The following is a 25,949-nucleotide window of genomic DNA, read 5'->3' as shown; positions in this document are numbered from 1 at the left end:
ACTGGCGGCATGTCGATGCGGGCGGGCTGAACAGGCCCGGATCCAAAGGCTGGCGCGTCCTGCGCCGTGTGTTCCTGCGGCGCGGGCGGCGACTTGGCGGGCAGCAGATCCACGAAGAACGTCAGTTCCGGCGCGCGCGCGGCGCGCATGCCTGCGGGCTCGATCCGTTCACGCCACCACAGCCCCGCCGCTACCGCATGCAAGGCGCACGATGCCAGCACCGCCCACCACGCCACCCTCCTCGCGCGCGGCCGCGCATCCAGGATTCCAGCCGCGTCCAGATGCATCGCCTACACTCGAACAGTACGCCCCGAACAGCGGGCAACGCCGCGATGATAGCCCTGTGCGCAGTGAAGATTTGTGAAGATGTTGAGGGCTGATGTAGCGCACAATCATGTACTCGAGTCAGGCGCGGGGAAACCCCAAATCCCACTACAGGCACCCCGGGATACAGTGGCGGATAGGCTTCGCCGTGGAGATTATCATTCCGTTTTCCTGGAGACTTCCCGACGTGTTTGTACGCTCGCCGGACGGTGTATTGCACCGCGTGGTGCGCCACGCCACGACCACGGAAACCATCGCCCAACTCGAAAGCATGCCCAGCAATTACCACCTGGATTGCGAATGCATGCTCGATAACGGCGAAACCCTGCACTGGATCGGCGACAACCAATATCGCCAATTGAATGGCGGCGTCATTTTCACCGCCGAAGCCGCAGCCACCACGCCTCGCGGCGATTCCCGCAAGAGCGCTGCCGCCAAGAGCAGCCTGCGCGACGCGCGCAGAAAAGCGGCGCCGCGCAAAGCCCCCGCGCAGGGGCAGAGTCATTTACCATTAGCTGTCGTCAATCTAAAAACCGGCAACGACTGGAGCCTGATACGCGCCTGGCGCGAGCACCTCAATATCAGCACCGCTGATATGGCTGCACGCCTGGGCGTGGACCACTCCATCTATATCGAACTGGAAAGGCCGCGCCCACGGCCCAGGCAGGTTATCCTGGACCGCGTATCCGCAGCCCTGGGCGTCTCTCCCGACCAGCTCGACGATTCATTGTTTGGAGGGCACTTTCATTAGCGCCTGGCGCGGGAACATCCAGCTTCCCGCCCCGACGCACTGGAATGCCCGAACGACTTTGGCGCCGTATATCCAATGGCCCGCGCATGGAGGTATCGCATATGCTCGGCACCGCAAGACGATTGACCGACGTCCTCGCCACCGCGCCGGACGGCACGCTCTACCGCATTGAACGATTCGTCTCAGACCCCGACGCGTACTCCGCCTTGGGCACCTCGCGTTTCGACCCAAAGACGCATTGCATATGCCGCACCAGCACGGGCGAAAAGGTCTCGTGGCTGGGAGGACAGACCTATCGGCTCGTAAAGAGCGGCACATCGCTGACGGCGGTGGACCGACGACGCCGCTAGGCACCTGAGACCGCTGCCGCGCATACCGTGGCGGCGGTCCCTACCCCACCAAAAACCCTCCAGGGCTGCAGCGCGACTCCGCGCACGTGGCGCCGCAGGCGCTCGCGCTTGAGCCAGGTCAAGGAACTCCGTGCGCACCCGGCAGTACGCTGGGTGCATACATGGAAAGATCGGCGCCGCAGCCGCGGCGCCCTCAGGCAGCAGGCACCCGGCATGGCCAAGAAGTTTCCCTTGCACCCGAAGCACCCCGAACGCATATGCTGGGGTTGCGACCGCTATTGCCCGACCGATTCGATGGCCTGCGGCAACGGCTCCGGCCGCACCATGCATCCCGCCGAGACGCTGGGAGACGATTGGTACACGGTCGGCAACTGGGGATTCGACGCAGACGACAAAGCCCAGACCCAGGCGCCTATCCCACCCGCGGATTCGCCCGCGACGCGCTGACGCGATACCCCCCGCCGCAAAGCAAAAAGGCCTTCGATCCGAGATCAAAGGCCTTTCTTCTATTTTCTTTCTGTGTAGACCAAGCAAGAAGCTTGGTGCGCCCGGCAGGATTCGAACCTACGACCCCCTGGTTCGTAGCCAGGTACTCTATCCAGCTGAGCTACGGGCGCTCCGAAAGAGGCGTGTTTATACCATGAAAAATAAAGCACGCGCAAATCAGCCAGGCTGAAAGCGTGCGTCCACGCCTATCCCGGACTGGCGCCTCCCGACTCGGGCGGGCCTTTTCCAGGCCACTCCTTCCACAAAACGGGCACAAAGGAAATAGTTCAGAAAACCCAGTTCATGCATCCGCATTGCGAAACTTCCGCGTTCGAAAAATAATTGGTTGCCTGTGCATATAGGTCAAAACATGCGCCCACGAGCGGAAAGCAGCTTTTGCACGGGACCTCTCGCCGACGCCTGCAGTCGGGGCTCCCCTGCCCCATATCTGTCAGAAGGAACTTGCATGAAGATCAAGAATTCCTCGGGCGCGCTTCTACTCGGCATTGCTGCCGCGATCCTGGCGGCCGGCTGTTCCACCACGCCGAAGACGACGGAGTCCGGCTTCCTGCCGGACTACTCGCTTCTGCACCAGGCGCCCGCCCCCGACGGCGGAACCCGCCTGGTCTACCTGAATCCCGACTTCAATCCATCGCGCTATACGGCGGTCTGGCTCGATCCCGTCGTGTATTACCCGGAGCCGCAGCCTTCCGCGGACGTTTCCCTGGAAACCCTCACCGAGATCCGCGATGCGGTCAACGAAACGCTGCGGCGCAAGGTCGGCCAGCAGGTGAGGCTGGCGGATCGCGCCGGACCTGGCGTCGCCCATATACGCATCGCCATCACCGCGGTGGGAACCTCGGAACAAGCGCTGCGCGCCTACCAGTACATCCCCATCGCCTTGGTCATGACCGAGGCCCGGGCCGCCATGGAAGGAGGCATGGCGCGCAACGCGACTGTCGCCATCGAGTCGCGGGTCACGGACAGCATGACGGACGAATTGTTGTATGCGTCCGTGCGGGGCGGCACGGGCGAGAAGGTCGCCAACGCCACCCAGGGCGCGGGTGGCGTGCGTCTGTCCAAGCTGCAACCGCTGATCGATGAGTGGACCACGGGCGCGGCGCGGGAAATCGGGAAGTACGTCCGACAACGGTAAGCAAGGCATCGGCCGCGTCGCAGGCTTCCCTGCGACGCGGCTGTTCGTGATTTTCAAACCATGATTTCGTTGGAGCGATCCCATGAAGCTAACACGCCGCACATTGAACGCAGGTGGTCTTGCTCTGCTCGCAACCAGCGTCCTGGGCGCGCCAGCCCGAGCCGCCGATGGACTGGTCGCGGACCTGCCCGAAGGCGACGAGCAATTCGGACTGGCAACCGACGCCTACATCTATGCCTATCCCCTGGTGACGATGGAGATGACCAGAAGAATCGTCACCAACGTCGCGGAACCCAAGGGGACCCGGGCGCCGATGGGACATCTCATCAAGTTGCGCCAATATCCCGATGCCAAGTTCCGGGACGTGACCGCGCCGAACGCCGACACGCTCTACACCACGTCCTTCCTCGATGTCGGCGACGAGCCCTGGGTCGTCAGCTTGCCGGACATGAGCGGACGCTATGCCCTGTTTCCGATGCTGGACGGCTGGACGACGGTGTTCGACGTTCCCGGAAAGCGCACCACAGGCACCGGGCCGCAAACCTTCGTGATCAGCGGCCCCGGATGGGAGGGCTCGATTCCACAAGGCATGGTCCAGTACAAATCCCCCACCAGCATCGTCTGGCTGCTGGGCCGCATCTACTGTACCGGCACGCCGGAGGACTATGCGCAAGTCCACAAGCTGCAGGACGAGGTGAAGATCTACCCCTTGAGCGCATGGGGCAAGGACTGGAATCCGCCGGCGGGCAAGGTCGACTCCGCGATAGACATGAAAACCTCGGTGCGCGACCAGGTCAACAACATGGACGCGGTCGAATACTTCAGCCTGTTTGCGCAACTGCTCAAGCGCAATCCGCCCAGCGCCGCCGACGCCCCCATCGTCGCGAAGATGGCGGCGATAGGCATCGTGCCCGGCCAGGACTTCGACAAGAGCCAACTCGACCCCGCCATTGCGAAGCGCGTCCCGCAGGTCGGGTTTGGCCGCATCATGACGCACTTCAAGTCCAGCGGCGGCGACATCCAGGACATCGACGGCTGGGGGTTCACGACCAAGACAGGCATCTACGGCACCAACTACATCCAGCGGGCCCTGATCACCGCGATCGGCCTGGGCGCCAACCGCCCGCAGGACGCCATCTATCCCACCTCCCTGAAGTCGGACACCGGCGCCATCAAGCGCGTCTACAACGGCTCCGAAAAATACGTGCTGACGTTCAAGAAAGGCCTTACCCCGCCCGTCTCCGGCTTCTGGTCGCTGACGATGTATGACGCGGGCTACTTCTTCGTCGACAACCCGCTGAACCGTTACTCGATCAGCGCCCGCCAGGCCCTCAAGGCGAAGCCGGACGGCTCGATCGATCTGCTCATACAGCATGAATCGCCCGGACCCGACATGGAGTCGAACTGGCTGCCCGCACCCAAGGGAAAATTCATCCTGATGATGCGCCTCTACTGGCCCAACGAAAGCAACCCGTCGATCATCGACGGCTCCTGGACCCTGCCTCCCGTAAGAAGGGTCACCTGATACCGGCGTTGCACTCCGCCGGCCCCAGGGCCGGCTTTGCGTCCACGGCAAGCGTGATGGATTCGATTCATCGCGCCTGCCGCTTGGGGAGGGTTTGCGATGAAAAAGATAATCACGGGCTGCCTGGTTTGCGGGCTGCAAGCCGGGGCTGCGCTGGGCGCCGAAGCGGACCCGGCGCCCGCGACGAGTTCCCTGCCGTCGAACGAATGGCAGTTTTCGGCCACGCCCTACTTCTGGGCCGCCGGGCTGTCCGGCAAGACGTCCCAATCGCGTTCGCCCGTCATCGACATCCATGCGGGCTTCGACAAGCTGTTCGACAACCTCGACTTCGGCGCCATGCTGATAGGCGACGCGCGCAAAGGCCGCTACAGCATATTCGGCGACCTGATCTACACCAAGATCGGCACGCAAGGAGATACGCCGCGCGGCCTGCTGGCAAGCAGTGCGGACGTAACGGCCTCTACGTTCGCGGGACTGCTCGGGGTCGGCTATTCCGTGCTGGAAAATTCGCCGCATCAGTTGGACGTCGTGGCCGGCTTGCGCGTCTGGTCGGTCGACACCGACATCACGCTCAAAGGTGCGCATTTGAACGGCAGAACGCGCAGCGACGGCGCCACCTGGGTCGACGGACTGGTGGGCGTGCGCGGCAACTATGTCCTGAGTTCGAAGTACTACATCACCGGCTGGGGCCTGATCGGCGCGGGCGGCGCAGAATCGGATTGGGATGTGGGCCTGGGCATCGGCTACAACATCAGCAAGAACGTCTCGGCAGCGATAGGCTATCGCGCCCTGGGCGTGGACTACAGCAGCGGGGGCTTCAAGTTCGACGCCGTGTTGCAGGGTCCGATGGCGGGTTTGACGATCCGCTTCTAAATGGCGGACCAAAACAAAAAGGCCTTCGATCTAGATCAAAGGCCTTTCCATTTTCTTTGCTGTATTGACCAAGTGAACTTGGTGCGCCCGGCAGGATTCGAACCTACGACCCCCTGGTTCGTAGCCAGGTACTCTATCCAGCTGAGCTACGGGCGCTCCGGCAAAGAGGCAAAATTATATCAGAAAAATCTTGCCGCTTTTACTGCTCTTGCTATTTACACGCGCTTTTCAATCGAAGTTTTCATTCGATTTTTCAATTCAACATGGGCCAATCAAAACCAATGCAGAATCAAACTTGGTGCGCCCGGCAGGATTCGAACCTACGACCCCCTGGTTCGTAGCCAGGTACTCTATCCAGCTGAGCTACGGGCGCGTTTGCGTTTAAAAGCAAGCCTTGAATAATAGCGTTATTTCTCGAAGCGTGCAAGTCAGGCGCCGCCTCGATCGCTCCGATTCACGCCAAGGCCTTGCTGATCTGATGCGCCGTGTCGCGCATTTTCTGCAGGTACTTGGCGACAATCTCGTCGCGCTCGTGCCTCGCCAGATTCAGGCTGGTAGTCAACGCAGCCACCACCCGCCCCCTCTCGTCCTGGATCGGCACCGCGAGCCCGCAAATGCCCAGTTCCAGGTGCTCGCTAGCCAGCGCGTATCCCGTCTTCGCCGCATCATCAATGGCCTGGCGCAACGGCGCGGCATCAACCAAGGTGTATTGCGTATGGCGCTCGAATGGGGCCTTGGCGATGAACGCTTCGCGCTCCCCGACGCTGACGCCCGCCAGCAGCACATGCCCGCTCGACGTGGCGTGCGCGGGCAGGCGTTCGCCCACGCCCAGGCGCCGCGAAAGCGGGCTTGGCATTTCCGCGCGAGCCACGTAGACCACGTCTTCGCCATCCATCACCGACACCGTGCAGATCTCGCCGGTATCGCGCATGAACCCCTCGACGGCATGCCGCGCAATATCGCGCCAGGACAGCGACGACAGATAGGCATAGCCCAATTCGAGCACCGCCGGTCCCAGGCTGAACTTGCGCTCGTCGTTGCGTGCATAGCCGAGCGTCACCAGCGTGTACAGCAGCCGCCTGGCTCCCGCCGGCGTCAGGTTCGCGCGTTCCGCCACTTCGCTCAACGTCAGCGACTGATGTCCCGGCCCGAACGCTCTGATGACGGCCAGGCCACGCGCGAAGGCCTCGACGAACTGATCACTGCCCTTGGGTAAACCCCAAGTTCGTTCACTCGGAATATTGGGCATGATAATTTCGATAGAAGAAACATTTTTCGATAGTCGAAAAATAATAGCACACCAGTAAGCGATTCCGCATCACTGGCATGCCGTCGGAGGAATGGAATGATAGAACTCACCCCCGTCCACGCGGGCTTTGTCGCCGAGGTGGCGAACATCGATCTGCGGGCGCCGCTGCCGGCGGAAGACGTCGAGGCACTGCGCAATGCCCTGGATCGGTATGCCGTGCTCGTAGTGCCGGACCAGGCGCTCGACGAAGCCGGCCAGATGGCTGTCGCACGCCTTTTCGGCCCCCTGGAAACGTCGGTCGGCGCATCGGTTTACAACGCCCATCGCCCTCGCCGACTGAACCATGCCGAGCTCTCCGACATTTCCAACCTGGATGAGCGCGGCGGCATTCTCGACAAAGGCGACATCCGCCGCCTGATCAACCTGAGCAACCAGCTCTGGCACACCGACAGCTCATTCAAACGCACACCTGCCAGCGTATCCCTGCTGTCCGCCCAGGAAATCCCGCCCGTTGGCGGCGCCACCGAATTCGCCGACATGCGGGCGGCCTGGGACGCCCTGGGCGAAACGCGGCAGCAACGCCTGGCCCCGCTGATCGCGGTGCACGACTACTTTCACTCGCGCGGCCTGACCGACTTCGACGTGGGCTCGGTACCGCCGGTTTGGCGCGAACTCCAGCCGCCGGTGCGGCAGGTGCTGGTGCGCCAGCACCGCGCCACCGGCCGCCGCTCCCTGTATATCGCGTCGCATATCAGCGGCATAGAAGGCATGGACGACGATACGAGCCGCGAACTGATCGACGAGCTCATGGCTTTCGCGACCCAGCCGCAATTCGTCTACCGGCACCGCTGGCGCGCCAACGACCTGGTTCTTTGGGACAACCGCTGCACCATGCACCGCGGCGCCGGCTTCGACGAGAAATACCGCCGCTCGATGCGCCGCGCAACGGTGCAGGACATCGGCCCGACCGTCGCCTGAACCCCCACCATCGAGATCCACAAATGTTCAATAAGATGAAGCAATTGGCTGCGGCGCTCGCAATGGCAGCCACCTGTCTGAACGCCAGCGCCGCCTTCCCCGACAAGCCCATCAATATGGTGGTTCCATTCGGCGCCGGCTCGGCGACCGACACGCTGGCACGCGGCGTTGCCAAAGGCTTGAGCGAAAGACTGGGCCAACCCGTCACCGTGGAAAACAAGCCCGGCGCCGGCGGCGGCATCGGCTCCGCCTACGTAGCCCGCAGCGCGCCTGACGGCTACACGCTGCTGATGGGCACCAACGGCCCGATGGCGGCCAACGCCAGCCTCTACCAGCATTTGCCTTATGACCCGGTCAAGGACTTCGCGCCCGTCGCGTTGATGGGCCGCCTGCCCATGATCCTGATCGGCAACAATGGCGCGCCGGCAAAGACCCTACCGGAACTGGTCGCCGCAGCCAAGGCACAGCCGGGCGTGATCAATTTCGGCGCCAGCAACACCACGGCGCGAGTCTGGGTGGAGCTGCTCAAGCGCATGGCCGATATCGACGTCACGACCGTGCTTTACAGCAATGTCGGCGGCATGATGACCGACCTCATGAGCGGGCGCATCTCATACGCCTTCGAAAACGTCGGTCCCTCATTGCCGCAGATCGCCGCGGGCAAGGTCCGCGCGCTGGCCGTGACCACGCCGCAACGCGCCCCCTTCGCCTCCGATATCCCGACGGTGGCCGAGAGCGGGCTGGATCGGCACGAGCTGGTGGTGTGGTTCGCGATGTTCGCGCCACGCGGCACGCCCGCGGCCGTGGTCGAGCGCATCAATGCCGAGGTCAACCAGGTGCTGGAAACCGCCGAGTTGCGCCAGCTCTCATCCCAGATCGGAATGACGCCTGCCGGCGGCAGCCCCGCGGACCTCAAGACCTACCAGGAAGACGAAGTAAGGAACTGGCGCAAACTGGTCGACATGACAGGAGTCCGCATCGATTGAGCCCGGCTCAGGCGCGGCCCGCCCCATCCATCCTGGCCAGCAGCGCCCTCGCCTGCTCCACCACATCGCCATCATTGGGCCGGAACTCGAGCCGCAGCGCATGCGGCAGTTGCGTGAAGTGCGCGTGGCAGCTGCGCGCGTAGGCCGGATCGTAGTGCCGGTCTATCAGCTCCTGCGCCAGCGCGGCGCGCGCGCCGCTGTCGACCAGGGCCAGCCAGCCGCTCACGCGCTCGCGGCTGTGCAAGCCGATCATGCGCTGGAGTTGCGCCTTGAGCGATTCCGGATCGTCGAACAGATGCGCATAATCCTGCAGCAGAAAGGCGGCGCGATCCTCGCGGCTGGAGCGGACCTCGACGCAGGGGCTCGCATGCACCGCCGTCAATAGCGCCGCAGGCAAGGCCACCGCGCCGATCTTGCGGCTTTCCGCCTCGACGAATACCGGCCGCGAGGCATCGAACGCGCGCAGGCTCTGCGCAAGCCGCGTGTCGAAGCCCTTTTGCGAGGGCTGCGCGACGCCCGCCCAGGCGCCCAGGAGCGACCCGCGATGCGAGGCCAGGCGCTCCAGGTCCAGCGTCTGCGCGCCTGCCTGCTCCAGGGCTGTCAGCAGGCGCGTCTTGCCGCTGCCGGTGGGGCCGGCCAGCACGATATAGCGCAAGCCCAAGGGCAGGCTTTCGAGCGCCTCCAGCGTGGCCTGGCGATAGGTCTTGTAGCCGCCGTCGAGCTGCCGCGCGCGCCACCCTATCATGTTGAACATCGTCGTCATGGACCCGGAGCGCGTGCCCCCGCGCCAGCAATAGACCAACGGACGCCAGGCTTGGCGCCGGTCCGCGAAGGTCGTGTCCAGATGCGCGGCAATATTGCGCGCCACCAGCGCCGCCCCCACCCGCGAGGCCTCGAAGGGCGAGACCTGCTTGTACAGCGTACCCACCACCACGCGCTCTTCATTGCTCAACACCGGCGCATTGATCGCGCCAGGAATGTGGTCGTCGGCGAATTCGAGCGGCGTGCGCACGTCGATGACTTCATCGAAATCATCCAACCGGTCGAGCGTCGCGAGCAGGTGTTTCAAGGGATCCGCGCCTGGAAGGGAATCAAGGATTTTCTCATGCCAGGCATGCGGGTTTACGGCCCGCCGCGAGCCCATGAAAAAACCCGCAATCGCTTGCGCAATTGCGGGTTTTTTATCTCCGGTACTGACCGAAGCCAGATCGGAGAGAATCTGGCGGAGATGGTGGGATTCGAACCCACGATGCAGTTTTTAGCCACATACTCCCTTAGCAGGGGAGCCCCTTCAGCCTCTCGGGCACATCTCCGAAGAGAACGAGATTCTAGCACGACTTTTTTCACTCTTGCCCGTTACGGGGCACTCATCGCAAAAAAAATCGTGCCGGAGTCTTTTATCAGGCCTTTTCGGCAGGCGGCTGGTCCAGGCCGAAGGCCTTGTGCAGCGCGCGCACACCCAGTTCCATGTACTTGTCGTCGATGATCACCGAGGTCTTGATCTCGCTGGTGCTGATCATCTGGATGTTGATGCCTTCTTGCGAAAGCGTCTGGAACATCAGACTGGCCACGCCCACGTGCGAGCGCATGCCGATGCCGACGATGGAGACCTTGGCGACCTTCTCGTCGGTGGACAATTCACGCGCGCCCACGGCGGGGATGACTTCGCGCTTGAGCAGATCGACGGCGCGGGCGAACTCGTTGCGGTTGACCGTGAACGAGAAGTCGGTCGTGCCAGCCACGGACTGGTTCTGCACGATCATGTCGACGTCGATGTTGGCGGCGGCGACCGGGCCCAGGATGGAGAAGGCGATGCCGGGCTTGTCCGGAACGGCCAGCAAGGTGATTTTGGCTTCGTCGCGGCTGAAGGCGATGCCGGAGACAACGGCGGCTTCCATTTTTTCGTCTTCCTCAAAAGTAATCAGCGTGCCCGAGACCATTTCTTCTGCGAGCGGGATAAGCGGGTCGGTCAGCGAGGACAGGACCCGGACCGGCACACGGTATTTGCCGGCGAATTCGACCGAACGGATCTGCAGGACCTTGGAGCCCAGCGACGCCATTTCCAGCATTTCCTCGAAGGAAACGACGGCCATGCGGCGCGCTTCGGGCACCACCCGCGGATCGGTCGTGTAGACGCCGTCCACGTCGGTGTAGATCAGGCACTCGTCGGCCTTGATGGCGGCCGCCACGGCCACGGCCGAAGTGTCGGAACCGCCACGGCCCAGCGTGGTGATGTGGCCTTCGGGGTCGATGCCCTGGAAGCCAGTGACGATGACCACGCGGCCGGCGTCCAGATCGGCGCGGATGCGCGCGTCGTCGATCGACGAAATGCGCGCCTTGGTGAAGGACGAATCGGTGCGCACGGGCACTTGCCAACCGGCATAGCTGCGCGCCGGCACGCCTTCGGCCTGCAGCGCGATGGCCAACAGGCCGCTGCTGGCCTGTTCGCCGGTGGCGGCAATCATGTCGAGTTCGCGGCTGTCGGGCTGGGGCGTAATCTCGCGCGCCAGGCCGAGCAGGCGATTGGTCTCGCCTGCCATCGCCGACGGAACAACAACAACCTGGTGGCCGGCGGCATGCCACTTCGCGACGCGGCGCGCCACGTTTTTGATGCGCTCGACCGAGCCCATCGAAGTACCGCCATATTTGTGAACGATCAGGGACATCTCGTACTCTGGCTGGGAACCCGCCGCAAAAGGTTGACGGGCAAAGCCGTATATTCTAGCGCGACGGTAAAAATTTGCGCAGCTTGTGCAAAATTCTGTCCACGTCGCGATTTTTGGGGGACACGGGCTGGCAGCGTCCGCTTACTCCCGGGGTTCGACCCAGACCCTGCCCCGGTGGCAACGGATGACGTGGCCGGCCTGCTCCACCCGCAACTGGCGGTCATGGCCCAGGCTGTGCAGGCCGCGCAGCTGGCGCAGGAGGTCGCGCATCCTGGCGTCGGTCGGCATGCGGGCGCCATTGCGTTCCAGCCAATGCCGCAGCACGTGCGCCTGGCGCGCCTCGGACAATCCGCGCCACGCCTGCAGGGAAAAACTGGCGCCGTCCGCGGAGGGCTCGAGCGTGGCGAAATCCTCCCGCGCCACCTCGTCCAAAATCTCGGCCGCCTCTCCCATGTGCCGCGCGTGCCGCGCGACGATGCCGCGCCACCCCGGCCAGCGGGCGTCCAGCACCGGCGCCAGCAATTCGCGCAGGGCGGCGCGCGTGTAGTGGGGATCGGCATTGGTGGGATCCTGCACGGGCTGCCACCCGCTGGCTGCCGCGACCGCATCCGCCGCCTGCAGGATGGCGTCGCGGCCGATGTCCAGCCAGGGCCGCAGGTAGACCAGGCCATCGCGGCTGGACACCGGCGCCATGGCCGCCATGCCGGCCAGCCCGGTGCCGCGCAGCAGGCGCAGCAGGACGGTTTCCGCCTGGTCGTTGCGGTGATGGGCCAACAGCAGGTGCGTGACGCCTTGCTCGCGCGCCAATTGCGCCAGCGCGGCGTAGCGGGCATCGCGCGCCGCCGCCTCGATCCCCTTGCCCGCTGCCTGGGCCACCTCGACGCGCGCCACGGACAGCGGCAACGCGAGCAGATCCGCCAGCGCGCGCACATGCTGCGTCCATGCATCCGCGGCGTCCTGCAGGCCGTGATGCACATGGAACAACATCAGGTCCATGCCCAGCTCGCGCGCCACGGCGGCCGCGTGTACCGCCAGCATGGCCGAATCGGCGCCGCCGCTGAGCGCCACGGCGATGCGCGGGGCGGGCTCGGGCAATGCCTGCAAGGCCCGGCGCAGAGCCGTGGAAAGTTCGGACGAAACGGGAAGGGAATGAACGACGCCCGCCGCAGCCCGGTGCTTGGTAGCGGGCGCTTGGCGGGCGGTCATGGCGGGATGGCGCGTAGCGCGAGGCCGCGGCGCCGGCGCGTACGCCGGCGCCATGCCTGCTTCAGGCGCGCACTTCCTGGTAGGCGCCGTAGGACAGCAGGCGCTGGACGCGCTGTTCCACGAGCTGTTCGGGCGTCATGCCCTGGAGCTGGCGCAGGGCGTCGCCCAGCGCGCGGCGCAGCAGGCGGGCCATGACGCGGGGATCGCGATGGGCGCCGCCCACCGGTTCGTTGACCACGCGGTCCACCAGGCCCAGATCCTTCAGGCGCGGGGCGATGATGGCCAGGGCCTCGGCGGCTTCGGGGGCCTTGTCGGCGCTGCGCCACAGGATCGAGGCGCAGCCTTCCGGCGAAATCACGGCGTAGGTCGCGTACTGGAGCATCAGCACGGCATTGCCCACGGCGATGGCCAGGGCGCCGCCCGAACCGCCTTCGCCGATGATGGTGCAGATCACGGGGACCTTCAGCTCGGCCATGGCGTAGAGGTTGTGGCCGATGGCTTCGGACTGGCCGCGCTCTTCGGCGCCGATGCCGGGATAGGCGCCCGGGGTGTCCACGAACGTGAACACGGGAATGCCGAATTTTTCGGCCAGGCGCATCAGGCGCAGGGCCTTGCGATAGCCCTCCGGACGCGGCATGCCGAAATTGCGTGCGGCGCGTTCCTTGGTGTCGCGCCCCTTCTGGTGGCCGATGACCATGCAGGGCGTGCCGTTGAAGCGCGCCAGGCCGCCGATGATGGACTGGTCGTCGGCGTACATGCGGTCGCCGTGCAGCTCATGGAAGTCGGTGAACATTTCGCGCACGTAGTCCAGCGTGTACGGACGCTGGGGATGGCGGGCGACCAGGGCGGTCTGCCAGGGCGTGAGCTTGGCGTAGATTTCCTTGGCCAAGGTCTGGCTCTTCTGCTGCAGACGTCCGATCTCGTCGGAGATGTCTACGGCCGAATCGGCCTGCACGTAGCGCAGCTGCTCGATCTTGTTCTCAAGCTCGGCGAGCGGTTGTTCGAATTCCAGAAATGTATTGCGCATGTAGTGTGGTTCCGTAGATGGGCGGACTGGCGTGCGTCAGTACTGAACCGGAGCCGGTTCCAGACTGCGCCACAGATACCAGGTCGCCACGGTACGCCAGGGTTGCCACGCCAACGAGACTTCGCGAGCCTCGAAGCGCGAGACAGGCTCGCCGCTGAAATAGTGTAGCGAGATTGCCTTGAGCAACCCAGGATCATCCAGCGGCAGGACATCAGGCCGCTGCAGATTGAAAATCAAAAACATCTCCGCCGTCCAGCGGCCTATGCCCCGGATGGCGGTCAGTTCGGAAATGACGGCTTCGTCGTCCATTGCCGCCCATTTCTCGGGATGGACCCGGCGCTCGCCGAAGTGCACGGCCAGGTCCAGCACGTACTCGGCCTTGCGCTGCGACAGCCCCGCCGCGCGCAAGCCTTCCAGGCCGACCCGCAGCACGGCGACGGGCGTGGGGCGCTTGCCCACGGCATCGATGAACTGGGTCCAGACGGTGTCGGCCGCCTTGCTGGAAACCTGCTGCCCGATGATCGCCCGCGCCAGCGTCACGAAAGGCGTGCCGCGCGAAGTCAGCCAGACCTCGGGATGCTGGGGGATGATCTTTTTCAGGATGCGGTCGCGCCGCATCAGGTGGGCTACGGCGGCTTCCCAATACTCGGGCTTGGGAATCTCGAGGTCGGCAGTGGACATGGCGGGCGGGTCCTGCGGGTTCAAGCCCGACGCCATTGCGTCACGCCGCCCGGCTTGTCGTCGAGCTCGATGCCGGCTTCGCGCAGTTCGGCGCGGATGCGGTCGGCTTCAGCGAAGTTGCGTGCCGCCTTGGCGGCCGCGCGCGCGTCGATCAAGGACTGGATGGCCTCGGCGTCCAGCGCGCGACGCTCGCCCTGCTCCATGGCGGCCGCCGAATAGCGGGTGGACGACTGGAAATAGGCCGCGGGATCCTGCTGCAGCAGGCCCAGCAGGGACGCCAACGCCTTCAACTGGCCGGCGCTGCGCGCGCTCTTATTGCGGTTGGCGTCGGAGGCCAGTTCGAACAAGGCCGCGACCGCGCCCGAGCTGTTGAAGTCGTCGTCCATGGCCGCCTTGAAGGCCTGGGCCTGGGGCTCGTTCCAGTCGATGCCTTGCGCGTCGGCCGGCACGTTCTGCAGCGCCTGGTACAAGCGGTCGAGCGCGTTCTGCGCGTCGATCAGATTGTCCGGCGTGTAGTTCTGCGGGCTGCGGTAATGGCTGCGCACGATGAAGAAGCGGACCATTTCCGCTTCGCGCGGATTGACGCGGTAGACCGCCTGATCGGCTGCGGGCTCTTCCTGGGCGATGGTCTGGCGGATGGTGCGGAAATTGCCCAGCGACTTGGACATCTTGTCCGAATCGACCATCAGCGGGCCGCAATGCATCCAGATATTGGCCAGCGTGCCGCCGAAGGCGCCCTCGGTCTGGGCGATCTCGTTTTCATGGTGCGGAAATTTCAGGTCCGGACCGCCGCCATGGATGTCCAGCGGCAGGCCCAGCAGCGATTTGCTCATGGCAGAGCACTCGATGTGCCAGCCCGGACGGCCCAGGCCATAGGGCGATTCCCACTTGGTATCGGCCGGTTCTTCCGCCTTGGCGGACTTCCACAGCACGAAATCGAGCGGGTCGCGCTTGGCCGAACCTACCGCCACGCGCTCGCCTGCGCGCAGGTCGTCCAGCGTCTTGCCCGACAGCTTGCCGTAACCGGCAAAACCGCGGACAGCGAAATTCACGTCGCCGTCGTCGGCTTGATAGGCCAGGCCGTTCTGCTCGAGCTTGCCGATGATGTCCAGCATATCGCCGACATACTCGGTCGCGCGCGGCTCGCGGTCCGGCGTCTCGACGCCCAGCGCGCGCTCATCGGCATGCATGGCGTCGATGTAGAACTCGGTGACTTCGCTGATGCGACGGCCGGTTTCGACGGCGCGGCGGATGATCTTGTCTTCGATATCCGTGATGTTGCGCACATAATCGACCGCCAGCCCGCTGGCGCGCAGCCAGCGCTGCACGACGTCGAACGACACCAGCATGCGGGCATGGCCCAGGTGGCAGAAGTCATAGACGGTCATGCCACACACGTACATGCGCACCTGACCAGCCTGGGCCGGCTTGAACGGTTCTTTGGTACGCGACAACGTGTTGTAGATTTGCAGCATGGCGCTTATAGGCTTTATCTAAATTTTCCGTGGCGGTTGCGGAAAGTTGCTGCCGAAGGAAAATACCTTCGGCGCGTGCCGCCGGGTCGGATTTCGATCCCAGGCCATAATCCCACTGGCGCTGATCATTCCAAGTCCCGCATTCCAAACCCCGCGTTCCACGTCCGATTCCACGGACGATATCGCCGGGCTTCGTCCCCGATGTCGAGCCAAAACACAACCGGGGCTAAAATGGCGGTCGTCAAGTATAGCAAGCGGCCTGGTCGCGCGCGTAAGCGTTGATCTGCCAAGACTTTTAACGGATGCCCAAGTGACTATCAAGCCGCGCTTTCGCGTCGCCCTGCTCGCCCTGGCCCTTGCGGGCGCGCCGGTTGGAGCCTCTCTGGCCCAGTCGATGGCCGGCGGCGGCGGAACCAACCCCAACGCCGACCGCACCACCCTGGACCCGATCCCGCCCGAGGGCGGCTGGGACAGCCTGGCCAAGCTGCTGGAGGCGGCCAAGCCCAGTGTCGACACGCGCCTGACGCCATCGCCCTCGCAGATCACCACGCACATCGAACGGCTGCTGAACCACGGCGACAACGAAGAAGCCCTGGCCATGATCGAGAAACGCCAGGAACAGATCAAAGACCAGCGCGGCACCGATGTGCAACTGATGTTCCAGCACGCCCGCGCGCTGGCCGCCCTGCACCGCACCGACGAGGCCATCGAGGTCTACACCGAGATGACCAACCGTTTTCCGGAACTCCCGGAACCTTGGAACAACCTCGCGGCTCTATATGCTGGCCGCGGCGAACTCGACCGCGCGCAGGACGCGCTGTCGATGGCCCTGCGCGCCGACCCAAATTACGCGGCCGCCCGCGCCAATATGGGCGACCTGCAACTTCTGCAGGCCTTGAGCACCTACAAGAAGGCTGCCAGCGACGGCGTGCCCGGCATGCAGGAAAAGGTCCGCGAAGTCGAAACCATGCTGAAGGATAAACACGCCAAATGATGTCCCGCTACTCCCCTCTACACCTGCTGCGCCTGACGGCGTGCTCGTTCGCGCTGGCCGCATTCGCCCCAGCGCTCGTCAGCGCCGCCCCTGCGGCCAATTCCTCCACCTCCACCTCTGAAGGCACAAAAACCATGAGCACCAACCCCCGCGTCAAGCTCCAAACCAACCAAGGCGACATGGTCATCACCCTGGATGCCGCCAAGGCGCCCAAGACCGTCGAAAACTTCCTGACCTACGTCAAGGAAGGCTTCTACAACGGCACGGTGTTCCATCGCGTGATCGATGGCTTCATGGTCCAGGGTGGCGGCTTTGAGCCCGGCATGAAGCAGAAGCAGACCCACGCCCCCATCGAAAACGAAGCCAACAACGGCCTGAAGAACGACAAGTACACCCTGGCCATGGCCCGCACCAGCGATCCGCACTCGGCCACGGCGCAGTTCTTCATCAACGTGTCCAACAACGACTTCCTGAACTTCACCGCGCCCACGCCCAATGGCTGGGGCTATGCCGTGTTCGGCACCGTGACCGAAGGCACGGACGTGGTCGACAAGATCAAGAACGTGAAGACCGGCAACAAGGGCTTCCACCAGAACGTCCCCAACGAAGACGTGATCATCGAGAAGGCCGAAGTTCTTGAATAAGATTGCGCTGTCCGGCCCCATCTGGCTGGCATCCGACCTGCATCTGGGACCGGCCACGCCGGCCACCTCGGAGGCCTTCCTGGCCTTCCTGGAGGCCGCGCGCGACGAAGCCGGCGCCCTGCTGCTGCCGGGCGACATCTTCGATGCCTGGATCGGCGACGACGTGATCCGCGCCGCGCCGCCGTGGCTCGCCACGGCGCTGACGGCGCTGCGGGATACCGCCAGCCGGATTCCGGTCTGGCTGGGCCGCGGCAACCGCGACTTCCTCATCGGGGAAGAGCTGGCCCAGGCCCTGGGCGCCAAGCTGCTGCCCGAGCCGGCGCTGCTGGAAACGGACTATGGCCAGATCCTGCTGACCCATGGCGACGAGTTCTGTACGGACGACGCCGCCTACCAGCAGTTCCGCACGATGGTCCGCGATCCGCGCTGGCAGGCCGAGTTCCTGGCCAAGACAATTCCCGAACGGCTGGCGATGGCGCAGCAGGCCCGCGGCGAAAGCCAGGCCGCCAACCAGACGAAATCCATGGAAATCATGGACGTCAACGCCGCCGCCATTGAATCCGTGTTCCGCGAGACCGGGGTGCGGGTGCTGGTGCACGGCCATACCCACCGCCCCGCCCGCCACGTGCTGGAAGTCGACGGCAAGAAGCGCGAACGCTGGGTCCTGCCCGACTGGGACTGCGACCATGTGTCGCCGGCCCGCGGCGGCTGGCTGGTCATCGACCAGGACGGCCTGCAGTTCTACGACCTGGAAACGGAAGCGTAGCTCCCGGACACGCCACGTCGCGACGAAAGACAACGAGGGCCGCGCAAGCGGCCCTCGTCATTGCTGCTGCCGGCGGCGCGCCGGCAGGGTCCTCGGCGCTCAGCGCGTGAAGATCCAGGCGGCGACGATGCCGCCAAAGATGATCCGGTACCACGCGAACACCCGATAGGTATGGTTGGCGACAAAGCGCAGCACCGCGCGCACCACCACCATCGCGCTCAGGAACGCGGCCACGAACCCCACCGCGATGCCTGTCAGGTCGTGCTGGGTGAGCAGCTCCATGTTCTTGTACATGTCGTAGACCGCCGCGCCCAGCATCGTCGGCATCGCCAGGAAGAACGAGAACTCGGTGGCCGTCTTGCGCTGGATGCCGGCGATCATGCCGCCGATGATGGTGGCGCCCGAACGCGAGGTGCCCGGGATCATGGCCAGGCATTGCGCCACGCCCACGCCCAGCGCCTGCTTCCAGGTGATCTGCTCCAGCGTGCGGGCCGTGGCGCGCTCGTCCGAAGCCGTGTCGTCGGCCGCCCCCGGCATGTCGCCGGGCGTGTGGTGCGTCTTGCGCTCCACGTACAGCATGATCAGGCCGCCCAGCACCAGGGTCACGACCACCACGGCCGGATGATAGAAGACGCTCTTGATGGCCTTGATGAAGATCGCCCCGATGATGGCGGCCGGCAGGAAGGCGATGATCAGGTTGCGGGTGAAGGCAACCTCGCTGGGCACGCCGGTCAGCGTGCCGCGGATCAGCGTCAGCAGCCGCGCGCGGAACACCCACATCACCGCCAGGATGGAGCCCAGCTGGATCACCACCTCGAACACCTTGCCCTGGCTGGACTCGAAGTTGATCCAATCGCCCACCAGGATGAGGTGGCCGGTGCTGGACACGGGAATGAATTCCGTCAGGCCCTCGATGATGCCCAGGATGAAAGCTTTGATCAGGTATAGGGTGTTTTCGGTCACGATGGGAGGTCGGTTCTAGTTAATCGTTGGCTAGGGATTCGTCGTCAGCGAGCATTTCCTGCGACCGCTTCTCCACGCGTACGAGTGCGATGCGGCGGCCGTCCATTTCCAGGACTTCAAAACGGAAATGCTCGTGGTGGATTTCGTATTCGCAAACGTCGCCCGGCTTGGGCAGGTGCCCGAAGCGCGACAGCAGGTACCCCGCCAGGGTTGAAAAATCCTGGGCGTCGTCGACCAGGCCTTCGGTTTCCAGCACTTGCTCGACATGGTGCAGGTCGGCTGCGCCATCGATTTTCCAGGTGTTGTCGCCGTCGGCGACGATGTCGGGCAGTTCGTCCTCGTCGGGGAACTCGCCGGCGATCGCCTCGAAAACGTCGATGGGCGTCACCAGCCCCTCGATGGCGCCGAACTCGTCGGCCACCAGCACCAGCTGGCCGCGCGAGCGCTTGAGCGTGTCCATCAGGCGCAGGATGCCGATGGACTCGTGCACGATGATGGGGTCGCGCAGCCGATTGCGGCGCACCCTGCCCTCGGTGATCAGGTCCGCCACCAGGTCCTTGGCGCGGGCGATGCCCAGCACCTCATCCAGCGAACCGCGGCAAACCGGGAAGAAGCTGTGCGGCGCCTCGGTCAGCTGGCGGCGGATGGTTTCCGGATCGTCGTCGATATTGATCCAGGAGACATCCGTGCGCGGCGTCATGATCGAGCGGATGGAGCGCTCGGCCAGCGTCAGCACGCCGCTGACCATATTGCGTTCCTCGACCCCGAAGGCCGGAATGGCCGGGCCGTTCGCGCTGGGCAGGTCGGCCTCGTCGGCGGGCGGCCGCTTGCCCAGCATGCGCAGCACCGCGGAGGCGGTGCGTTCGCGCATCGGCCGGCGCGCGTCCAGCTTGAGCAGGTTGCGGCGCGCCACCTGGTTGAGAGCTTCGATGGCGACCGAGAAGCCGATGGCCGCGTACAGATAGCCCTTAGGCACCTTGAAGCCGAAGGCTTCAGCCAGGAGCGAGAAGCCGATCATCAGCAGGAAGCCCAGGCACAGCACCACCACCGTGGGGTGGGCGTTGACGAAGCGCGTCAGCGGCTTGGACGCCAGCAGCATGATGCCGATGGCGATGACGACGGCGATCATCATGATCGCCAGATGGTCCACCATGCCCACCGCGGTGATGACGGAGTCCAGCGAGAACACCGCGTCCAGCACCACGATCTGCGTCACGATCACCCAGAAGCTGGCGTACACGCGCGGTCCCGACGAGCCGCCGTGCTGGGAACCCTCCAGGCGCTCGTGCAGTTCCATGGTGCCCTTGAACAGCAGGAACAAGCCGCCGATCATCAGGATCAGGTCGCGGCCAGAGAATGACAGCGGGCCGATGGAAAACAGGGGGGCGGTCAGCGTGACCAGCCATGACATGACCGACAAGAGGCCCAGACGCATGATGAGCGCCAGGCTCAGGCCCATGATGCGCGCGCGATCGCGTTGCGCCGGGGGCAGCTTGTCCGCCAGGATGGCGATGAAAATCAGGTTATCGATCCCCAGGACGATCTCAAGGATGACCAGGGTAAGCAAGCCGACCCACGCAGTAGGGTCCAGCAGCCACTCCATCAGGAGCTCCAGAAGTTACACGACCGGTAATCGTACATGGAAAATCCGTGACACGCCGGTGACGAGCCCCGTCCTTATGCCTGATGCGCGCGCGGTCTAAGCCCTGGGAACCAGGGCATCCGGGGCCTCTGTTCGTTGAAAAAAAACGAAAAAAAACCGGCCTCAAGCCGGTTTGCGCACCTGGCAGGAACCGATCAGCTGCCGAGCTTGAGCGTGCCCTTCATCATGGCCCAGTGGCCAGGGAAGGAGCAGAAGTAGGCATAGGCCTCGCCCGGGGTCAGCTTGGAGACGTCAAACGTAACCGAATCCGACTCGCCGCCGCCGATGACCTTGGTGTGGGCGATGACGCGGGTGTCGCCCGCCTTGACGTAATCCTGCGGCAGGCCGGCGTTCATGCCGTCGGTGGCCACGGCCGTCTTGTCGGCTTCCTTGGTCAGCACCCAGTTGTGGCCCATGGCGACCTTGGCCATTTTGCCGACATGCTTGAGATGCACGGTGAATTGCTTGCAGCTTTTGTCGACGACCATTTCCTTCAGGTTGTACTGCATGGCGTCGTTGCTTTCTATGGTTGCTTCGCACTGAGCGGCCAACGCGGGCAGGCTGGCCGCGGACAGAACGATGGCTAGGGTGGCTTTTGCCAGCATGGAGATTCTCCGTAAACGTTGGCGGCTCTTCCGACACGCGTGAGGCACATGCCTCGCGTCGCTGCCGCCACGCACAAGTCTATGGCCCTCCGCAAGCCGCACTATTGACGGACATCAATAGCGCCTCGTTCACCCCCTCCAAAACGGGGATATCCCCTACGCCGCATGCGGGTATTGCCGCCTTGCGGCCTGCGCGCGCGCGCCGATTGACAAACCGCAATACGAACGACGCCGCATGTTCTTAGCATGCCTGCAAACAAACACAATCAGCAGAGTCCGAAAATGCAAGGCAGCACAGCGGCGGGGCGTGGGTTCAATCAGTACACCTGGTTCATTCATGCGGTTCTGCCGGCCTTGCTGCTGCTATGCGCGCTGGCAACCAGCACCGCGCAGGCCCAGCGGTTGCCGGACTTCCTGGGCGGTACCCCTATCGGACAGATCTTCCCGGGTGCGGACCGCGCCGATCCGCCCGCCGGCAAACCCATGGCCGCCAAGGTCTATGCCGGCGCGCGCCAGCTGGGCGTGGTCTATCTCACTTCCGACGTCGTCAACACGCGCGGCTACTCCAGCAAGCCCATCGACGTGCTGGTCGGCCTGGCGAACGACGGACGCATCGTCGGCGCCCGGCTGGTGGAACACCACGAGCCCATCGTGCTCATCGGTATTCCGCAGTCCAAGGTCGACCATTTCATCAGCGGCTATGTCGGGCTGAACTTCGTGGACTCCCCTCCCCGCCATGGCGCTCCGCCGCCGGTGGACATCATCAGCGGCGCGACCGTCACCCTGATGGTCATCGGCGACAGCATCACGCGCTCGGCCATCGCCGTGGCCCGCGCCTACGGCATCGACAAGACTGCCGCCCCGGCACAGCAGGCCGCGCCCGCCGCCGCCCGCGTGGTGGACGAAACGCGCGACGCCGTCCAGCCCTGGCAAGCCCTGCTGGACGCCGGCGCGGTGCGCAACCTGCGGCTGAACCCAGAGGACGTGAACCGCGCGTTCCGCGAATCCGGCAGGAACGACGCGGCGGCGGCAAGCGCCGAGGGCAGCGCGGACGCGGACGGCTTCATCGACCTGTACGCCGCGCTGGTCAGCGTGCCCGCTATCGGCCGCAGCCTGCTGGGCGACACGGAATGGCAGCGCCTGAAGGAAAGGCTCAAACCCGGCCAGCAGGCCGTGCTGGTGGCCGGCAACGGCGCCTACTCGTTCAAAGGGTCGGGCTACGTGCGCGGCGGCATCTTCGACCGCATCGAGATCATCCAGGACGAAAGCAGCTTCCGCTTCCGCGACCGCAACCACCAGCGCCTGGCCGACGTGGCCGCGCAAGGCGCGCCAGCGTTCCGCGAAGTGGCGCTGTTCGTCGTGCCCGAGGACGCCGCGCTGGACCCGGTCGCGCCATGGCGCCTGCAGTTGATGGTGCAGCGCGTGCTCAGCGTCAGCGACAAGGCCTTCGTGACGTTCGACCTGGGCTATGAGCTGCCGGCGGCCTATACCCGCCCGGCCGCTGGCGCGCAGGCCTCGGCAGCTCCGCCCGCCGCAGCAGCCGCGCCCGCGCAGGCGGCGCTGGCGGAAGAATCCGCGCCCGCGCTGTGGAAACAGATCTGGCGCGGCAAGACCGGACAGGTCGCCGTGCTGACCGTGGCGCTGCTGGTGCTGGTGGGCATCTTCTTCTTCCAGGACCAATTGACCAGCCGCCCGCTCCTGCACGACCGCCTGCGGCTGGCGTTCCTGGCATTCGCGCTGTTCTGGATCGGCTGGTACGGCCAGGCCCAGCTGTCCATCGTCAACGTGCTGACCTTTTTCTCGGCGCTGCGCAGCGACTTCCGCTGGGAGTACTTCCTGATGGACCCGCTGGTGTTCATCCTGTGGTGCGCCACGGCCATCTCGATGGTGTTCTGGAACCGCGGCGCCTTCTGTGGATGGCTATGCCCCTTCGGCGCCCTGCAGGAACTCACCAACCGCATCGCCCGCCGCCTGGGCGTGCGCCAGCTCAAGATCAGCCACGGCGTGAACCAGCGCCTGTCCACCCTGAAGTACGTGATTTTCCTGCTGCTGTTCGGTTTTTCGCTGTACGACCTGGCGCTGGCCGAGCAATTGTCCGAAGTCGAACCGTTCAAGACCGCGATCATCCTGCGCTTCATGCGCTACTGGCCGTTCGTCGCGTTCGCCGTGGCGCTGCTGGCCGCCGGCCTGTTCGTGGAGCGCTTCTTCTGTCGCTACCTCTGTCCGCTGGGGGCCGCGCTGGCCATCCCCGCCCGCCTGCGCATCTTCAACTGGCTGCGCCGCTATCGCGACTGCGGCAACCCCTGTCAGCGCTGCAATCTCGAATGCCCGGTCCAGGCGATCGATCCCACTGGCGAGATCAATCCCAACGAATGCATCCAATGCCTGCACTGCCAAATGCTCTATCACCACGAGCAGAAGTGTCCGCACCTGATCCAGAAGAAGGCCAAGCGGGAGCGCCGCCGCGCGCCGGCGGCCGACCCTGCCGAGCAAGTCATCGTCATGCACCGCGCGCCGAATCCGAATAGCGAACCCGGCGCCTGATCCCACTTTCCGCACAGCGGCGCCCGGCGCCGTCCCTACCAAGGAGTTATCCATGTCCGACAAGAACCCCGACAAGGCCGGCCTCACCCGCCGCAGCTTCCTCGGAACCGCAGCCATCACGGGCGCCGCAGGCCTGGTGGCGGGCGCGCAAATCTCCACCGCGCACGGCAAGGACGCCAAGGGCGGCGCCAATGGCGTGCTGGGCCATGTCGCCCCGGGCGAGCTGGACGAATACTATGCCTTCAATTCCAGCGGCCAATCGGGCGAGGTCCGCGTGCTGGGCCTGCCGTCCATGCGCGAGCTGGTCCGCATCCCGGTCTTCAACCATTGCAGCGCCACCGGCTGGGGCCGCACCAACGAAAGCCGCAAGATCCTGACCGAGGGCCTCACCCCCGAGACCCGCGAATACCTGAAGGACAAGGGCGGCGTGTTCATCAACGGCGACGCCCACCACCCGCATCTCTCGTTCACCGACCGCACCTACGACGGCCGCTATCTGTACATCAACGACAAGGCCAACAACCGCGTCGCCCGCATCCGCCTGGATGTGATGAAGACGGACAAGATCACCGAACTGCCCAACGTGTCCGGCGTGCACGGCCTGCGGCCGCAGCGCTACCCGCGCACGGGCTATGTGTTCGCCAACGGCGAGCACATCATCCCCCTGCCCAACGACGGCAAGGTGACGGACGATCCCAAGAAGAACTTCTTCGCCATCTACACCGCGCTGGACGGCGACACCATGAAGGTCGCCTGGCAGGTGCTGGTCGACGGCAACCTGGACAACGGCGACGCCGACTACCAGGGCAAGTACTCGTTCTCCACCTGCTACAACTCGGAGAAAGGCGTCACGGTGGAAGAAGCCTCGGCCAACGAGCAGGACTGGGTCGTGGTGTTCAACATCAAGCGCATCGAAGAAGCCGTCAAGAACGGTGACTTCAAGACCATGGGCGGCGTGCCGGTGATCGATGGGCGCCACGGTTCCAAGTACACCCGCTACATTCCGGTGCCGAACTCGCCGCACGGCTGCAACGCCGCGCCCGACGGCATCCACCTGGTGCTGAACGGCAAGCTCTCGCCCACCGTCACGGTGCTGGACGTGCGCACGCTGGACGACCTGTTCGACGACAAGATCAAGCCGCGCGATTGCGTGGTGGCCGAGCCCCAGCTGGGCCTGGGCCCGCTGCACACCGCATTCGACGGCCGCGGCAACGCCTACACCACGCTGTTCATCGACAGCCAGATGGTCAAGTGGAACATTGACAAGGCCAAGCGCGCCTACAAGGGCGAGAAGGTCGATCCGATCATCCAGAAGCTGGACGTGCACTACCAGCCCGGCCACAACCATTCGACCATGGGCGAAACCCGCGAGGCCGACGGCAAATGGCTGGTGTCGCTGAACAAGTTCTCCAAGGACCGCTTCCTGAACGTCGGCCCGCTCAAGCCCGAGAACGACCAGCTCATCGACATTTCGGGCGACGAAATGAAGCTGGTGCATGACGGCCCCAGCTTCGCCGAGCCGCACGACATGTGCCTGGTGCACCGCTCCAAGGTCCATCCCATCAGCGTCTGGAAGCGCGACGACCCCATGTGGGAGGACGCGCGCCAGATGGCCAAGAAGGACGGCGTCTCGCTGGACGACGCGGCCAAGGTGGTGCGCGATGGCAACAAGGTGCGCGTGTACATGATGGCGGTCGCGCCCATGTTCAGCATCAAGAAGTTCGAGGTCAACCAGGGCGACGAGGTCACCGTGGTGGTGACGAACATGGAGGTGATCGAGGACCTGACGCACGGCTTCACGCTGGAAGGCCACGGCATCGCCATGGAAATCGGACCCCAGGCCACTGCCTCGGTCACCTTCACGGCGGACCGGCCGGGCGTGTACTGGTACTACTGCCAGTGGTTCTGCCACGCGCTGCACATGGAGATGTCCGGCCAGATGGTCGTGCATCCCAAGAAGACCGCGTAGCGGCCATGAAGCTCGCCGCACTCCTGACGATGCGCGCAGGCCAGGCCGCCCGCGCCGCGCTGCTGGCGGCCGCCGGGCTGGCGCTGCCG

24 protein-coding genes and 4 tRNA genes are annotated in these 25,949 nt (G+C 64.7%); 13 read left to right on the top strand and 15 right to left on the bottom strand.

All coding sequences use genetic code 11. The annotated features are described in order from the left end of the window. The coding region (locus WBB14_RS11615) for a hypothetical protein (RefSeq protein ID WP_424239941.1) at nt 1-287 on the bottom strand (287 nt) is incomplete at its 3' end. A 185-nt stretch (nt 288-472) separates the two neighbouring features. Here WBB14_RS11615 and WBB14_RS11610 point away from each other — a divergent pair. From WBB14_RS11610 to WBB14_RS11600, 3 genes are all read left to right on the top strand, one after another. Continuing rightward, nucleotides 473-1,075, top strand: a complete 603-nt coding sequence (locus tag WBB14_RS11610; RefSeq protein WP_424239940.1) for a helix-turn-helix domain-containing protein — start codon at nt 473-475, stop codon at nt 1,073-1,075. Between the two features lie 101 nt (nt 1,076-1,176). Continuing rightward, nucleotides 1,177-1,425, top strand: coding sequence for a hypothetical protein (locus WBB14_RS11605; protein WP_013395153.1), 249 nt, complete (start codon nt 1,177-1,179; stop codon nt 1,423-1,425). Between the two features lie 213 nt (nt 1,426-1,638). Further along, nucleotides 1,639-1,872 (top strand): DUF3079 domain-containing protein, encoded by a 234-nt coding sequence (locus WBB14_RS11600; RefSeq protein WP_424239939.1) that lies wholly within the window; start codon nt 1,639-1,641, stop codon nt 1,870-1,872. A 93-nt stretch (nt 1,873-1,965) separates the two neighbouring features. On the opposite strand, the gene WBB14_RS11595 is transcribed toward WBB14_RS11600, so the two are convergent. Further along, nucleotides 1,966-2,042, bottom strand: a tRNA-Arg gene (locus WBB14_RS11595). A gap of 335 nt (nt 2,043-2,377) precedes the next feature. Between WBB14_RS11595 and WBB14_RS11590 the strand changes: the two genes are divergently transcribed. From WBB14_RS11590 to WBB14_RS11580, 3 genes are all read left to right on the top strand, one after another. Further along, nucleotides 2,378-3,067, top strand: coding sequence for a DUF3313 domain-containing protein (locus WBB14_RS11590; RefSeq protein ID WP_424239938.1), 690 nt, complete (start codon nt 2,378-2,380; stop codon nt 3,065-3,067). 82 nt (nt 3,068-3,149) lie between these two features. Continuing rightward, nucleotides 3,150-4,592, top strand: a complete 1,443-nt coding sequence (locus WBB14_RS11585) for a DUF1254 domain-containing protein (protein WP_424239937.1) — start codon at nt 3,150-3,152, stop codon at nt 4,590-4,592. 99 nt (nt 4,593-4,691) lie between these two features. Further along, on the top strand, nt 4,692-5,465 hold the full coding sequence (locus WBB14_RS11580) for a hypothetical protein (protein ID WP_424239936.1): 774 nt from the start codon (nt 4,692-4,694) through the stop codon (nt 5,463-5,465). 79 nt (nt 5,466-5,544) lie between these two features. Here the strand turns inward: WBB14_RS11580 and WBB14_RS11575 are convergent. The 3 genes from WBB14_RS11575 to WBB14_RS11565 all read right to left on the bottom strand — a co-directional run bounded on the left by WBB14_RS11575 (nt 5,545) and on the right by WBB14_RS11565 (nt 6,714). Further along, nucleotides 5,545-5,621 (bottom strand) — tRNA-Arg (locus WBB14_RS11575). Nucleotides 5,622-5,761: 140 nt separating this feature from the next. Continuing rightward, nucleotides 5,762-5,838, bottom strand: a tRNA-Arg gene (locus tag WBB14_RS11570). Nucleotides 5,839-5,919: 81 nt separating this feature from the next. After that, nucleotides 5,920-6,714: an IclR family transcriptional regulator domain-containing protein gene (locus tag WBB14_RS11565; RefSeq protein ID WP_424239935.1), complete on the bottom strand. Its 795-nt coding sequence runs from the start codon at nt 6,712-6,714 to the stop codon at nt 5,920-5,922. A gap of 96 nt (nt 6,715-6,810) precedes the next feature. Here WBB14_RS11565 and WBB14_RS11560 point away from each other — a divergent pair, with 96 nt between their 5' ends. Both WBB14_RS11560 and WBB14_RS11555 read left to right on the top strand, forming a co-directional pair. Beyond that, nucleotides 6,811-7,692, top strand: a complete 882-nt coding sequence (locus tag WBB14_RS11560) for a TauD/TfdA dioxygenase family protein (RefSeq protein WP_424239934.1) — start codon at nt 6,811-6,813, stop codon at nt 7,690-7,692. A 23-nt stretch (nt 7,693-7,715) separates the two neighbouring features. Further along, entirely contained in the window at nt 7,716-8,678 is a 963-nt protein-coding gene (locus WBB14_RS11555) for a Bug family tripartite tricarboxylate transporter substrate binding protein (RefSeq protein WP_424239933.1), read from the top strand. A gap of 7 nt (nt 8,679-8,685) precedes the next feature. On the opposite strand, the gene mnmH is transcribed toward WBB14_RS11555, so the two are convergent. The 7 genes from mnmH to cysS form a co-directional block, all read right to left on the bottom strand. Then, nucleotides 8,686-9,747 carry a tRNA 2-selenouridine(34) synthase MnmH gene (gene mnmH / locus WBB14_RS11550; protein WP_424239932.1) on the bottom strand — a complete coding sequence of 354 codons (1,062 nt, stop codon included), beginning with the start codon at nt 9,745-9,747 and terminating at the stop codon, nt 8,686-8,688. 151 nt (nt 9,748-9,898) lie between these two features. Further along, a tRNA-Ser gene (locus tag WBB14_RS11545) sits at nt 9,899-9,991 on the bottom strand. An 87-nt stretch (nt 9,992-10,078) separates the two neighbouring features. Then, a complete protein-coding gene (locus WBB14_RS11540; protein ID WP_424239931.1) occupies nt 10,079-11,344 on the bottom strand; it encodes an aspartate kinase in 1,266 nt (421 codons plus the stop codon). Between the two features lie 141 nt (nt 11,345-11,485). After that, complete coding sequence (gene tilS / locus WBB14_RS11535) at nt 11,486-12,460, bottom strand: tRNA lysidine(34) synthetase TilS (protein ID WP_424239942.1); 975 nt, start codon at nt 12,458-12,460, stop codon at nt 11,486-11,488. Between the two features lie 151 nt (nt 12,461-12,611). After that, nucleotides 12,612-13,577 (bottom strand): acetyl-CoA carboxylase carboxyltransferase subunit alpha, encoded by a 966-nt coding sequence (locus WBB14_RS11530; protein WP_059372051.1) that lies wholly within the window; start codon nt 13,575-13,577, stop codon nt 12,612-12,614. A 36-nt stretch (nt 13,578-13,613) separates the two neighbouring features. After that, nucleotides 13,614-14,258 carry a DNA-3-methyladenine glycosylase family protein gene (locus tag WBB14_RS11525; RefSeq protein ID WP_424239930.1) on the bottom strand — a complete coding sequence of 215 codons (645 nt, stop codon included), beginning with the start codon at nt 14,256-14,258 and terminating at the stop codon, nt 13,614-13,616. A 20-nt stretch (nt 14,259-14,278) separates the two neighbouring features. Then, nucleotides 14,279-15,733 (bottom strand): cysteine--tRNA ligase, encoded by a 1,455-nt coding sequence (gene cysS, locus WBB14_RS11520; protein WP_424239929.1) that lies wholly within the window; start codon nt 15,731-15,733, stop codon nt 14,279-14,281. A gap of 310 nt (nt 15,734-16,043) precedes the next feature. Here cysS and WBB14_RS11515 point away from each other — a divergent pair, with 310 nt between their 5' ends. The 3 genes from WBB14_RS11515 to WBB14_RS11505 all read left to right on the top strand — a co-directional run bounded on the left by WBB14_RS11515 (nt 16,044) and on the right by WBB14_RS11505 (nt 18,137). Continuing rightward, nucleotides 16,044-16,727 (top strand): tetratricopeptide repeat protein, encoded by a 684-nt coding sequence (locus tag WBB14_RS11515; RefSeq protein WP_424239928.1) that lies wholly within the window; start codon nt 16,044-16,046, stop codon nt 16,725-16,727. A gap of 134 nt (nt 16,728-16,861) precedes the next feature. After that, on the top strand, nt 16,862-17,371 hold the full coding sequence (locus WBB14_RS11510; protein ID WP_332011176.1) for a peptidylprolyl isomerase: 510 nt from the start codon (nt 16,862-16,864) through the stop codon (nt 17,369-17,371). Continuing rightward, a complete protein-coding gene (locus WBB14_RS11505) occupies nt 17,364-18,137 on the top strand; it encodes a UDP-2,3-diacylglucosamine diphosphatase (RefSeq protein WP_424239927.1) in 774 nt (257 codons plus the stop codon). Before WBB14_RS11510 ends, WBB14_RS11505 begins: the two co-directional genes overlap by 8 nt. A gap of 99 nt (nt 18,138-18,236) precedes the next feature. Here the strand turns inward: WBB14_RS11505 and WBB14_RS11500 are convergent, their stop codons facing one another. From WBB14_RS11500 to azu, 3 genes are all read right to left on the bottom strand, one after another. Beyond that, nucleotides 18,237-19,100 (bottom strand): undecaprenyl-diphosphate phosphatase, encoded by an 864-nt coding sequence (locus WBB14_RS11500; RefSeq protein ID WP_424239926.1) that lies wholly within the window; start codon nt 19,098-19,100, stop codon nt 18,237-18,239. 19 nt (nt 19,101-19,119) lie between these two features. Further along, entirely contained in the window at nt 19,120-20,703 is a 1,584-nt protein-coding gene (locus WBB14_RS11495; protein ID WP_424239925.1) for a TerC family protein, read from the bottom strand. A 194-nt stretch (nt 20,704-20,897) separates the two neighbouring features. After that, nucleotides 20,898-21,347 carry an azurin gene (gene azu, locus WBB14_RS11490; protein ID WP_013395169.1) on the bottom strand — a complete coding sequence of 150 codons (450 nt, stop codon included), beginning with the start codon at nt 21,345-21,347 and terminating at the stop codon, nt 20,898-20,900. Nucleotides 21,348-21,629: 282 nt separating this feature from the next. Between azu and WBB14_RS11485 the strand changes: the two genes are divergently transcribed. Further along, the gene (locus WBB14_RS11485; RefSeq protein ID WP_424239924.1) at nt 21,630-23,891 is read left to right on the top strand and encodes a 4Fe-4S binding protein; all 2,262 of its coding nucleotides are present in this window, start codon (nt 21,630-21,632) and stop codon (nt 23,889-23,891) included. 52 nt (nt 23,892-23,943) lie between these two features. Then, complete coding sequence (gene nosZ / locus WBB14_RS11480; protein ID WP_424239923.1) at nt 23,944-25,860, top strand: TAT-dependent nitrous-oxide reductase; 1,917 nt, start codon at nt 23,944-23,946, stop codon at nt 25,858-25,860. Nucleotides 25,861-25,949 lie beyond the last annotated feature (89 nt).

The organism is Achromobacter sp. (genome assembly GCF_049647645.1).
Lineage (GTDB): Bacteria > Pseudomonadota > Gammaproteobacteria > Burkholderiales > Burkholderiaceae_B > Achromobacter.
This window is presented reverse-complemented; position numbering and strand designations above follow the sequence as displayed.